The 12,344-nt window shown below is 75.5% G+C and carries 8 protein-coding genes; 2 read left to right on the top strand and 6 right to left on the bottom strand.

What is annotated here, in order from left to right; genetic code table 11:
* Nucleotide 1: 1 nt before the first annotated feature.
* A complete protein-coding gene (locus LG379_RS04160) occupies nucleotides 2–2,407 on the top strand; it encodes a helix-turn-helix domain-containing protein (protein WP_225753283.1) in 2,406 nt (801 codons plus the stop codon).
* A gap of 145 nt (nucleotides 2,408–2,552) precedes the next feature.
* Complete coding sequence (locus LG379_RS04155; protein ID WP_225753282.1) at nucleotides 2,553–3,239, top strand: hemerythrin domain-containing protein; 687 nt, start codon at nucleotides 2,553–2,555, stop codon at nucleotides 3,237–3,239.
* 27 nt (nucleotides 3,240–3,266) lie between these two features.
* Here LG379_RS04155 and LG379_RS04150 read toward each other — a convergent pair whose 3' ends face one another.
* The 6 genes from LG379_RS04150 to LG379_RS04125 all read right to left on the bottom strand — a co-directional run bounded on the left by LG379_RS04150 (nucleotide 3,267) and on the right by LG379_RS04125 (nucleotide 12,178).
* A complete protein-coding gene (locus LG379_RS04150) occupies nucleotides 3,267–4,610 on the bottom strand; it encodes an adenylate/guanylate cyclase domain-containing protein (RefSeq protein ID WP_225753281.1) in 1,344 nt (447 codons plus the stop codon).
* A 109-nt stretch (nucleotides 4,611–4,719) separates the two neighbouring features.
* A complete protein-coding gene (locus tag LG379_RS04145) occupies nucleotides 4,720–6,714 on the bottom strand; it encodes a sodium:proton antiporter (protein WP_225753280.1) in 1,995 nt (664 codons plus the stop codon).
* Nucleotides 6,715–6,833: 119 nt separating this feature from the next.
* A complete protein-coding gene (locus LG379_RS04140) occupies nucleotides 6,834–7,622 on the bottom strand; it encodes an ABC transporter ATP-binding protein (RefSeq protein ID WP_225753279.1) in 789 nt (262 codons plus the stop codon).
* A gap of 10 nt (nucleotides 7,623–7,632) precedes the next feature.
* Nucleotides 7,633–10,005 (bottom strand): ABC transporter permease, encoded by a 2,373-nt coding sequence (locus tag LG379_RS04135; RefSeq protein WP_225753278.1) that lies wholly within the window; start codon nucleotides 10,003–10,005, stop codon nucleotides 7,633–7,635.
* On the bottom strand, nucleotides 10,002–11,591 hold the full coding sequence (locus LG379_RS04130; protein WP_225753277.1) for an alpha/beta fold hydrolase: 1,590 nt from the start codon (nucleotides 11,589–11,591) through the stop codon (nucleotides 10,002–10,004). Before LG379_RS04130 ends, LG379_RS04135 begins: the two co-directional genes overlap by 4 nt.
* On the bottom strand, nucleotides 11,588–12,178 hold the full coding sequence (locus LG379_RS04125) for a hypothetical protein (RefSeq protein ID WP_225753276.1): 591 nt from the start codon (nucleotides 12,176–12,178) through the stop codon (nucleotides 11,588–11,590). Before LG379_RS04125 ends, LG379_RS04130 begins: the two co-directional genes overlap by 4 nt.
* Nucleotides 12,179–12,344: the final 166 nt, after the last annotated feature.

Genomic DNA, 12,344 nt, shown 5'->3' with positions numbered 1-12,344 from the left:
CGTGCACGTGCAGGGTGGCCACGCTGCGACGACGGCTCAGGAGCCGTTCGGCGCGCTGCTGCGCCGCCTGCGCGAGTCGGCCGGCCTGACCCAGGAGGAGCTCGCCGAGCGCGCCGGGCTGACCGCCCACGGCGTCAGCGCCCTGGAGCGCGGGACCCGGACGCGGCCCTACCCCCACACCGTCCGCTCCCTCGCGGCGGCCCTCGCCCTCGACGACGCCGCGACGCGCTCGCTCACCGCGGCCGTCCCGCGCCGCGGTGGTGGCACACGGGGCGCTCGCCCCGACGGGGACGACGCCGCGAGCCCGCCTGCCCCGTCCGCCGCGGGCGCAGGGCCCGGTCCCGCCTCACGCCGCGGGATACCCGCGCTGGTCACACCGCTGGTCGGTCGGGACCACGACGTCGTCGCCGTCACGTCGCTGCTGCGGCGGACGACCTCGCGGCTCGTCACCCTCACCGGGACCGGGGGCGTCGGCAAGACGAGCCTCGCCCTGGCCGTTGCCGGGGCGGTCGCGGCGGAGCACCGGGACGGCGTCGCCTTCGTCCCGCTGGCGACGGTCGACGACCCGGCTCTCGTGGTGCCGACCATCGGCCGGTCGGTGGGCGTCACGGTCGTGGAGGCCGCCGACGCCGACGACCGCGTCCTGGCGGACCTCGCGACGTCCGAGATCCTCCTCGTCCTGGACAACCTCGAGCACCTGCGCGACGTCCCCGCAACGGTGGCGCGCATCCTCCGGTCCTGCCCGGGCGTCGTCGTCCTCGCCACGAGCCGCGCGGCGCTGCGGCTGCGCGGGGAGTCCGAGTACGCCGTGCAGCCGCTCGCCGTGCCGGACGGGCGGGCCGCGGACGCCGAGCTCCTCGCGTCCTCGCCCGCTGCGACGCTCCTGCTCGAGCGCGCCCGGGCGGTGTCGCCGTCGTTCGGGACCCGCGACGCGGACGCGGCGGCGGTCGCCGCCATCTGCCGGCGCCTCGCCGGGATCCCGCTCGCGCTGGAGCTCGCGGCGGCCCGGGCGCGGGTGCTCGACGCCCCCTCCCTGCTCGACCGGCTCGACGACGCCATGACGCGCGACGGGGCCAGCGACCTGCCCGCTCGCCAGCGCACCATGCGCGCGACCCTCGACTGGGGCTACCGGCTGCTCGGGGCGCAGGAGCAGACGCTCCTGCGGCGGCTGTCGGTGTTCTCCGGCGGGTGCGGCCTGGACGCCGTCGAGGCCGTGGGCGCGGACCTCGACGACGCCGTCGGCTCGCTCGAGCGACTGGTCGAGCACTCGCTGGTCACGGTGCGCAACGGCGACCACCGCGGCACGCGCTACGGGATGCTCGAGCCCGTCCTGCAGCACGCGCGCACCATGCTCGGGCCCGAGGAGGAGCTCGCCGCGCGCCGCGCCCACGCGCTGCACTACCTCGCGTTCGCCGTGGAGGCCGCTCCCCACTACGAGGGCGAGGAGCAGGTCCGGTGGCTCGAGCGGGCCGCGCTGGACGACGCCAACCTCGCCGCCGCGGCCGAGTGGTGGGTCACGACCGGCGACGGCGCCCGGGCGGCGTCGATGGTGTGGGCGCTGTGGACGTACTGGTGGATGCGCGGCCGGCTGCTGCGCGGGCGTCGGCTGGCCGAGGCGGCGCTCCTGCTGCCCATGCCGGACCTGGACCGCGTGCACGCCACGCTCACGGTGGCGGCCCTGTCCTTCGCGCAGGGCGACCTCGGGACGGCCGGCACCGCCTGGCCGGCCGCGTGGGACCTGTCCGCCTCCGTCGAGGACGTCGCCGCTCGGGCCGGCGCCGCCGCCGGCGTCGGACTCGTGGCGCTCGCGCGCGGCGACCTGCCCCTCGCCGAGCACTGGTTCCGCACGACCATCGACCTCGGCGCCGGGTCGGAGGGCAGCACCTGGGTCGTGGCCCTCTGCCACGTGTGGCTCGGCACGGTGCGCCTGCTCCGGGGCGACCCCTCGGGCGCCGTCGAGGAGATCCGGCCCGGCCTGGAGTCCGCGCGACAGCGCGGGGACCGGCTCAGCACGTACATCGCGCTCTACGGGATGGTCCAGGCGGCCCTGGCCGAGGGCCGCCACGGCGACGCGCGCTGCCACCTGCTGGACGGCATCGCGCTCTCGGAGGAGACCCGCGACCTGGCCAACCTGGCCTACTTCCTCGAGAGCCTCGCGGTGGTCGAGGGCGCAGCCGGTGACCACGGACGGGCGGCGACGCTGCTCGGTGCGTCCGTGGGGCTGCGGGACCGGGTCGGTTCCTCGGTCTACGGCTACTACCTGCCCGACCCCGCGCTGCGGGAGCGGACCGAGACGGCGGCACGGTCCGCGCTCGGCGAGGCGGCGATGACGTCGGCCGCGGCGGCCGGGCGCGTCCTGGAGCCCGACGACGCCGTGGCCTACGCGCTGGCCGGCGCACGCTCCTGAGACGGGCGCCGCCCTGACGCGGTCGCGTCGGCGAGCGTGAGGTGTGCGGCCGGTGAGCGGCCGCTGTGCCTGTCGGACGAACGGTGCCGCGCCCGACAGTGGTCCCGGGACCGCGACCGGTCCCCGCAGACCACGAGAGGCCGCCATGACCACCACGTCCCAGACCGACCGCCCGGGGTGCGACACCTCGGACATGATCCACATCCACCAGGTCTTCCGCCGCGCGTTCGTCGACGCACCCGTCCTCGTGCGCGGCGTGGCCGCCGGTGACCGTGCCCGTGCCGCCGTCGTCGGCGCGCACGTGCGCGAGATGGCCGATGTGCTGCACGGGCACCACCGCGGCGAGGACCTCATCCTGTGGGACAAGCTGGAGGAGCGCTCCCCGGCGTGCGCCCTGCACGTCGGCCTCATGCGATCGCAGCACGCGACGGTGGGGACGCTCCTCGAGCGGCTGCACACGGTGCTGCCCGGGTGGGAGGGGTCCGCCTCGGCGGAGGACCGGGAGGCCGTGGCGGAGGTCCTCGACGAGATCCGGGCGGCGCTGCTGACCCACCTGGGGATGGAGGAGGACCGCATCCTCCCGGCGGCGTCCAGCGTGCTCAGCCAGCGCGAGTGGGACCAGCTGGGAGAGCACGGGCGGGCCGCGGTGCCCCGCGACCGGCTGATCGTCCTCCTGGGGTGGATCGTCGAGACCATCCCGCCGGCGCAGCGTGCGGAGTGGCTGCGGTCCAACCTGCCCCTGCCGCTGCGCGCGATGTGGCTCGCCGTGGGACGCCGGAAGTTCGCCGCGCACCGCGCCCGCGTGTACGGCACCGCGCTCGCCGCAGGCTGAGGCGGGTGCCACGACGCCGCCCGCCCGTCACGGGGCGGGCGCGTCGGCCGCGTAGAGGCCCCAGCGGCCGGGCACGCCCTTGAGCTCAGCCGTCCCGCGCGCCGTGAACCGCAGGTCGGTCCCGAGCAGCAGGTCGCGCACCGTGGCGGTCGCGCGGACCTCGCCGGGTTCCGCCGAGGAGGCGACCCGTGCCGCGACATGGACGGCCAGACCGCGGACCTCGGCCGGTCCCCGCACCACCTCGCCCGCATGGACGCCGGCCCGGATCGTGACGTCGCCGGCGGCGAGGTCGTCACGGATCGCCAGCGCGCACGTCACGGCGCGGCTCGGGAGGTTGAACACGGCGAGGAACCCGTCGCCCGCCGTGTCGACCTCCTGCCCGCCGTGGCGCGCGAGCAGCGCACGGACCCTGCGGTGGTGCCACGCGAGCAGCTCGTCCCACCGCCGGTCGCCCAGCCGAGCGGCCTGCTCGGTGGACCCGACGACGTCCGTGACCAGCATCGTCAGCACGCGGCGGTCGGCGTCCGAGCCGGTGCGGGTACCGCCGAGGAACTCCTCGACCTCGTCCATGAGCGTGTCGGTGTCGCCGAAGAACGCCGGCAGGTCCGCCCCGTCCAGCTCCACGACGCGCGCGTCCGGCAGCGCGTCGGCGAGCCAGCGGACCGACGCCGCGGGGACGAGGCCCGTCCCTGACCGATGCACGAGCAGCGCCGGCGCGCGGACGGCCGGGAGCAGATGGCGCAGGTCCACGTCGACGAGGGTCCGCAGCAGGCCCGCGGCCGTGTTGGGCGTCGCCGACATGCGCTCCCAGCGGCGCCACCACGCGGTGACCCGAGGGTCGCCGGCCACCCCGGGGGCGATCCAGGGCAGGAGCGTGCCGGTGCCCCAGGCGCCCGACTCCACGGCCGCGGCGAGGCGCTCGCCGTCGGCCGGGTCCATCCCCCACGGGTGCCCGGGCCGGGCCAGCATGCTCGCGCTCGCCTCGCCGAGCACGAGCGCCTCGACGCGCTCCGGGTGGTGCGCGGCCAGCGCCATCGCGAGGGCCGCCTTGTCCAGCCAGCCGACGACGACGGCCCGCTCGCTCCCCGCGGCGTCGAGCACCGCCAGGGCGTCGGGCACGAGCTTCTCGACGGCGGGCGACCCCGGTGGACGGTCGCTGAGGCCCGTGCCGCGTGCGTCGAAGAGGATGAGCCGGCCGAGGCGGCCGAGGCGCTCGAGGAACCGCACGGTCTCGGGCAGCTCCCAGAGGAGCTCCAGGTGCGAGACCCAGCCGATCCCGACGAGGAGGTCGCGCTCACCCTCCCCGACGACCTGGTAGGCGATGTCGACCTGGCCCGAGCGCGCGAACCGCGTCTCGCCGGGCGTCAGCACGGCGGGACCGGGTTCGGGACGGTCGGCGTGGCCACGGGCCCAGGGTGCCACGGCGCGGGCCCCCGGCGGGCCGCGTCCCGGCGAGCGCACCGAGGTCTCCGGGACGTCGTCAGTCGCTCGGCCCGCGGGACGGTGGTGCCATCGGCGTCTGCTCCGGCTCCGGCCCCGACGCCGTCTCCCGCGCCTCCGCCGGCAGGAGGCCGCTGTCGACCAGCTCCTCCATCTCCCGGTGGGCGGCCGCCTGAGCGAGGGTCCGCACCTGCGCGCGGTGCAGGGCACGGGCGTCCGCACCGGAGCGTGCGTCCAGCTCGTCGAGGCGCGCGATCGCCTCCTCCTCCCAGCCGGTGACCGTCCGGCGGGCCTCCTCCACCGTGGCGTGGTCGACCCCCGGGAGGTGGTCGAAGACCTCCAGCGCCTGGACGGTGCGGCGGGCGGCGAGACGGCGGGCGGTCGCCTCGGCGTAGGCCAGGTCGACGGGGTCCTCGCCCGCCGGCTCGGGCAGCGCGCTCACCAGCCTGCGGCTGAGCCGTTCCAGCCGCCCGGACGGCGCCTGCCGGGTCGCCCCGAGCTCGTGGCCGCTGCCGCGCAGGGCGAGGTCGTCGATCTCGTCGTCGACCTCGCGCAGCAGCGTCCGGGTCACCGCCGGCGGGAGGAGGCCCTGGTCGCTCAGCGCCTGGTAGGTGCGCCGCTCGACGTGGAGCCCGCGGCCGACGATCACCCGGTACGCCTGGTCCTCGGCGATGTCGAGGGCGGCGAGCCGGGCCTTGGCGCCCCGCTCGCGGGCGGCCAGCTCCTCCGTCATCGCCGGGTCGAGGCCCAGGCCGAGCTCGTCGGCCTGACGCCGCGCGGCCGCCACGGCGGACACCTGCGCGACCGCCAGGAGGTAGCGGTCCGCGTCGCTCGGCCGGTCCAGGCCCAGCCGGGACACGAGCGGCCGGATCGTCGTGGCGTTGATGAGGAGGGTCGCGAGGACGACCCCGCCGGTCAGTGCCACGAGCAGCTCTCGCTCCGCCAGCTCCTCCGGCAGTGCGAGGGCGAGAGCCAGGGCGACGCCGCCGCGCAGACCTCCCCAGATGAGCACGGCCTCGTTGCGCCCCCCGAGCCGCGGGATGTGCGCGACCCGTTCCAGCGCCCAGACGACCGGCACGACGGCCAGTGCGCGCGTCACCACCACGACCGCGACCGCCAGCAGGATGGGCGCGAGGTACTCCCCCAGCAGGCGCGGGCCGATCACCAGCCCGATGAGCAGGAAGAGCAACGCGTTCGCGACGTGGTCGAGCGCCTCCCAGAGCTCCTCCCACATCATCCGGACCTCCGCCGACGCGCGGCTCGGGGCCAGGCCAGACAGCACCATGCCCGCCGCCGCGGTCGCCATGACCCCGGAGAGGCCGAGCACGTGGTCGGCGAGCACGAACCCGCCGTACGCGACGGCGAGCGACAGCGCGGCGGCGGAGAGCCGGTCAAGCCACGGCAGCACCAGGGCAGCCACGAGACCCAGAACGAGGCCGATGGCCGCGCCGCCGAGGAAGACGACGGCGAAGTCCGTCACTCCCCCGGCCACGCTGACGGGTGCGCCGAGGGCCGCGTCGACGAGGATCGCGAAGAGCACGATGGCGACGCCGTCGTTGAGGAGGCTCTCGCCCTCGACGAGCGCCAGCAGGCGCCGCGGCACGCCGACCTCCCGGAACACGGCCACGACGGCGACCGGGTCCGTCGCCGAGATCAGCGCACCGAAGAGCAGGGCGGCGACGAGCGCCGTCCCGAGCGCCTGGTGGAGCACCAGGCCGACGACGCCCGCGGAGAGGAGGAACGCGGGGACGGCGAGGGCGAGGATCGCGCCGAGGTTGCGCACGAAGGCCCGCAGGTCGATGCCCAGCGCAGCGGCGAAGACGAGCACGGGCAGGAAGAGGAAGAGGACCACCTGCTCGAAGGCCTCGCCCTCCAGGCGACCGACCCCCGGGCTCATCCCGACAGCCGCCGCGACGATCCCGACGACGACGAGGACCACGCTGAGCGGCAGGCGCACCCGGCGCGCCACGACACCGACGAGCACGGCGACCGCGAGCAGGCCGGAGGCCTCCAGCACCATCCGAGGCAGTTCCACGGCGGCTCCAGCGGGCGGGCGGGTGTCCACTCCGTGCTCATCGTCACGTCGCGACGGTCGCCCTGCCAGCGGAGGGGCGGGCGCACCCCGGTCGGTCGGGCGTCGGCGCCGCGGCGGAGTCAGACGACGGAGCCGAGCGGTGCCTCCGTGCGCCGGCGGTCCTGCTCGGTCAGCCACGCGGTGACGTCCGCGTGCCGCCCCTCCCGGTCGGCGCCCGTGTACCGGCCCTGCTGCCGGTCGGCGACGATCCGGCCGTCGACCATGTACAGGACGCGGTCGGCGCGCGCGGCCACCGTGGGGTCGTGGGTCACGAGCACGACCGTCGTCCCCTCGGCGTTGAGCTCGCCCAGGATGTCGAGCACCTCGCCGGCCGCTGCCGAGTCGAGCGCTCCGGTCGGCTCGTCCCCCAGGACGATGCTCGGCTCGTTCATGAGGGCCCGGCAGATCCCGATCCGCTGGAGCTGGCCACCCGACGCCTCCGAGACGTCCCGGGTCGCCAGGTCCGCGACGCCCATGCGCTCCATGAGGCCGGCCGCCCGCCGGTTCAGCTCCTCGCGCGGCGCGAGGCCGGCGAGGTAGGCCGGCAGCACGACGTTGTCCAGCAGGCACAGGTTCTTCAGCAGGTGCACGTGCTGGAAGACGAAGCCCATGGTCGTCAGCCTCAGCCGCGCGAGCTGCTTCTGGCTCAGCGAGCCGAGGTCCTGCCCGGCGAACGAGACCGTCCCCGAGGTCAGCGTGTCCATCCCGCTGACCGTGTAGAGGAGGGTCGACTTCCCCGAGCCGGACGGACCCATCACGGCGACGAGCTCGCCGTCGCGGACCTGGAGGTCCACCTCGTGCAGGACGGTGCGACCGTCGAAGGTCTTGGTGAGCCCCCGGGCGTCGAGGACAGTGGTCGAGGTGGTCATGGGAGCCGTCCTACTCGGTGGTGAGGGTGGAGATGCGGACGTCGGAGAGGGAGCGGGCGCTCGCCACCGTGACGACGGTGACCGCGGCCAGGAGGGCTGCCGGCAACAGCACGGAGGTGAGCAGCGGGTCGACGACGAGGTCGATGCGGCTGGTGCCCCGGCCCAGCGCCTCCATCCCGCCGTACATGCCTCCGAACATGAGGTTGAACATCGCCTCGCCGAGGGTGACCGCGGCGATCGTGCCGACGACGACGCCCAGGACGAGCACCAGCACCATCCGGGTGACGTACTGGGCCCGCAGGCCCGCGTCGTCGGCACCGAGCGCGCGCTGGACGGCGATCTGGCCGGCGTCCCGGGCGAGGAGCATCCGGGTGAAGAGCGCCGTCATGAGCCCCACGAGGACGACGGCGACCACGGCCGACACCCCTGCGGCGACCGACATCCGCTGCGCGATGGGGCCCAGCGTCTGCGCGCGCCACTGCTCGATGTCGTGGACCACGGCGGGAGCCAGCTCCTCGCCGAACGCCGCCGCCGTGGCCGGGACGTCGACGCCGGGGTTCAGCCTGATGCCGACCCCGAACCACATGACGTCGTTCCGGTCGGTGGGCAGCACGGACTTGGCGGTCTTGCCGCCGTTGGTGATGTCCTGGTAGCTACCGACGATCGTGAGGTCGCGCAGCTCCCCGCCGACCTCGACGGGCAGGGTCTCGCCGACCTCCCGGCCGGCCTGGTTGAGCGCGAGCAGGGACAGCGCGATCTCGGACGCGTCCGACGCGGCCCGCCCCTCGGCGTACGTCAGGGGCAGGAGGGTGTGGTCACCGTTCTCGACGTAGAGGCTCACGGGGACGCCGTCGGCGTCGACCGACGCGTTGCGGGTGGTGACCATCGCCGTGGACGTCGCCACGTCCGGGTCGGCGGCGACCCGATCCACGATCCGCTCGAAGTGCGCCGCGGAGTCGCCGTCGGTGGACCGGAGCTCGATGCGCAGGTCCACGGTGCCCGTCCCCATGTAGTGGATGAACCCGGGCGCGCCCGCGGTGGTCGCCGAGCTGATCGGCACGATCGTGATGAACGTGCTGACGGCGAAGACGACGAGGAGCAGGAGGTACGTCGGCCAGCGGCCGACGACGTCCATGGCCCCGAGCCGCAGCGGCACCGGCAGGCGTGACCGGTGCAGGCGCAGCCGACCGGCCTTCGACTGCGGGCCGGTCGCGCCGGCACGGAGCGCGGTCACGGCGCTGACCGTGGCGAAGCGCCGCAGCAGCACCATGAGGAAGAGCACGAGCGCGAGCAGCACGAGCCCGGCGGCCAGCACGGGGACCAGCCAGGTCCACACGGACGGCACGGATCCCATGTACCGGGTGATGTCACGGGCGAGCACCGGCGTGAGGGCCAGACCCCCGACCAGCCCGAGGACGGCCGACACGGCCGCCAGCGCCGTGTACTTCGTGAGGTAGAGGCGCCGGACACCGCGGCGCGGGACGCCGATCGCCTTGAGCACACCGATCTCGCGGTAGTCCTGCTCGGCGGCCGTGAGGAACGAGAACCGCAGGCACAGGAGCGCGACGACGAGCAGCAGGACCGCGACGAGGACGACCACGGCGGCGACCATGCCGTCGCCGACCATCATGAACATCTGGAAGGTCGCGGAGTCGACCATCTGCCCGGCCTGGGGCATGTCCGACTCCAGGTAGGCCTTCGAGAACCCGGCGATCTGGGTACCGGGGTCGTGGAGCCAGAACTCGACGAGGTGCTCCTCCTCGCCGGTGTGCGCGCGGATCTCCTCGAGGTCCGACGCGGCCACCGCGAGCCGCTTGGAGCTCGTGATCGCGGGGTTCATGATCGAGTCCCGGGCGAACCCGGCGATCGCCAGCTCGGCGCGGAACCCGTCCGGCGCGGTGATGACGACCGGGGCACCCACCTCGAGACCCTGCTCGACCTCGTAGATGACCGGGAGCACGACCGTGCCGCGCTCGACCTCCGTGATCGGCTGGTCGTCGAGGTCCAGGAGCAGGTCCCGCTCCTGGTTCGGGACGACGAGGGAGTTCTGCTGGATGCTCGTCGTCTGCGGCTCGCCGTCGAAGAAGAGGCTCGCTCCGTCGATCCCCAGCAGCAGCATGGCCTGGTGGTGCTCCACCTCGGGCCGCGTCGCGGTCCAGGCGTCCACCTGCGCCGGGTCGTACGGCCCGGCCTGGAGCTGCGCGACGTGCGGCGCCCGGGCCTGGGCCAGGAGGCTCGTGGAGGCGCCGACGAGCCGGGCCAGGGTGCCGGCGCTGGCGGCCGCGAGGAGCACCGAGAGCCCCATGAGGACGACGAGCACGACGGTGACGGCCCGGTTGCGGCGGACGTCACGGACGATCATGCGGGTGTACACGGTGCTCACCGATCCGCGGCGACCGGGGAGGCCCCGGCGCTCCGGTCGTGCACGTCCGCCATGAAGGCGGCGAAGCGGGCGGGCTCGTCGAGGTGCGGCGTGTGACCGGACCGGTCCCACGTCTCGACGTGGACCGCCGGGGCGTCCAGGTCCGCGAGCCACTCGCGGGCGAGGTCGGCGCGTCCGGGCGCCTCGTAGGCGCCCAGGACGACGTGCACCGGGACGTCGAGCCGCGGCACCTGCTCGCGGAAGTCGATGCCCTGCAGCTGCGGGTAGAGCAGCGCGAAGGTGTCCGCGAGGCCCGCGGCGGAGCGGAGCTGCTCGGTCAACGAGTACTCGGCGACGAAGAGGTTCTGCGGGTAGCCGGCCCGCCCGTCGTGGTCGTCGCCGGTGGGGTACTGCTGCCACCGCGGGTCACCGGTCAGCATGACCGGGTAGGTGAGCGCGTCCTCGTAGGGCGGGGGTCCCACCTCCTCGAGCCGCGCCGCCATGGCGGCGTCGCCGGCTTCCCTGGCCCACGCGAGGGTGTCCGCGTACATGATCTCGTCCGTGCGCGCCTGGCTGACCATCTGGCCGACGCCCACGTAGGCCCGCACGAGGTCGGGGCGTTCCTGCGCGACCAGGACGCCGAGGGTGCTGCCCCAGCTGCTGCCGACGACGTACACGCCGTCCTCGTCGAACCGGTCGCACAGGTGCTCGGCGACCTCGATCGCGTCGTCGACGAGCCGGTCGACGGTGAGGGTCGACTGGGGCGCCCGCTGGTCCGCGGACCGGCCGGTGCCCCGCTGGTCCCACGTGGCCACGACGAAGGACTGCTCGAGCCCCTGGCCGGCGTACCGCATGGAGCCCAGCGCCGTGCCGCCCGGTCCGCCCTCGAGGAAGAGCAGGACGGGGGCGTCGGTGTCGGCGCCGCGGATCATCACGCCCTGGTCGTGACCGCCGATCGGCAGCGTGACGAGCTCGGCGATGCTCCCGGCGATCGGTTCGCCGTCGGGCCCGACGACCGGCTCGGTGCTCGCGGGACGCGCGAGCCCGGCGACCAGGAGGGCGACGACCGCGGTGCCCGACGCGAGCCCCGCGCGGGGCAGCACCCGGGCGGTGCGACGCCTGCCGCTCGGCCGGACGGCCGGGTCTGCGTCCGGCGGGCCGACCGGCGGCGTCCGGGCCGCGCGTCGGGCCAGCGCGGCGCCCCAGAGGGCGGCGACGGCCATCGGGAGCAGGATGACGAGACCGTCGAACCCGCGGCCCGCGATCATCACCATGAGCGCGTAGAGGCTGTCGAACCGCAGGGCGTCCACGGTCGGCCCCTCCTCGCCGAGGCGGACCAGCTCGAGGACGCCGGCGAGCAGCACCGGACCCCCGAGCGCCGCCCAGCGGCTGCGCACCAGCACGCCGGCGACGAGCCCGACGACGACCGCCACGGTCACCGCGGCGAGGGACTGGCCGGTGGTCATCGGTCCGCGCGGCATGACGAGGCCGAGGCCGAGGCCCGCCGCGACGACGACGGCGGCGGCAGCCACGACCGTCACCCGGCGGGGCACGACCGCCGTGCGCGACGTCGTCCCGGCGAGAGGTGCTCTCCAGGTGCTGCTCATCGTCCGGCCTCCGGCCTGCTGGTGGTGGTGCTGGGGTCTGCGGTGCGGCTCGCCGTGCGCGCCGCCAGGGCGATCGCACCCACCACCGTCACGACGGCGAGGGCGCCAGGGGGCACGACGGCCCGCAGGGCCGCGCGTGCGACGTCCTCCCCGACCGCGAGGCGCACGCCGTCGGGCACCGACCCGTCCGTGTCGAGGGTGTAGGGGCCCGGCTCGGTCGCACGGAGCTCCCCGACCGCCGTCCCGACGACGTCGTCGCGGCCCTCGGCCACGCCGGCGGGGACGTCGTAGCGCACGTCGCCGACAGGTCGGAGGTCCAGGACGACCCCGTCGGGACCCGTCACGCGGACGCCGCCGAGCGCCGCGGGAGCGGTGCCCTCGACGTAGAGGACGTGGCGACCGGCGGAGAGCTCCACCGCGTCGCCGGGCACGGCCCGGGAGAAGCCGGTCGGGGCGTCGAGCCGGTCGAGCAGGGCCGCGCCGGCCCAGGTGCCGGCGCCGAGCACGCCGACGACGGCGAGGACGGCGGCGGCCACGTACCCGCGCCGCGCCGTCCGGTTCAGGGGACGTCGCCCGGTGATCGTCATGGTGGGCTCCTTCGTGGGTGGGAACACCACCAGCCTCGCGATCGCCGGGGCCGCCGTCGTCGGCCGGGGGGCCAGACCTCGGCGAGCAGCGGAGCCGGGTCGGCGCGCGCGCGTCGGCCGCCAGGCAGAGCCCGCCCTGGGTCCTGCGACCGATGCCTGGGCGCCC

Source organism: Actinotalea sp. Marseille-Q4924 (assembly GCF_916618755.1).
Lineage (GTDB): Bacteria > Actinomycetota > Actinomycetes > Actinomycetales > Cellulomonadaceae > Actinotalea.
This window is presented reverse-complemented; position numbering and strand designations above follow the sequence as displayed.

What these genes read in the sequence shown, in the direction of transcription:
- LG379_RS04155 (WP_225753282.1), top strand. Translation starts at nt 2,553, where the DNA reads ATGACCACCACGTCCCAGACCGACCGCCCGGGGTGCGACACCTCGGAC.
- LG379_RS04140 (WP_225753279.1), bottom strand. Translation starts at nt 7,622, where the DNA reads ATGACCACCTCGACCACTGTCCTCGACGCCCGGGGGCTCACCAAGACC.
- LG379_RS04130 (WP_225753277.1), bottom strand. Translation starts at nt 11,591, where the DNA reads ATGAGCAGCACCTGGAGAGCACCTCTCGCCGGGACGACGTCGCGCACG.
- LG379_RS04125 (WP_225753276.1), bottom strand. Translation starts at nt 12,178, where the DNA reads ATGACGATCACCGGGCGACGTCCCCTGAACCGGACGGCGCGGCGCGGG.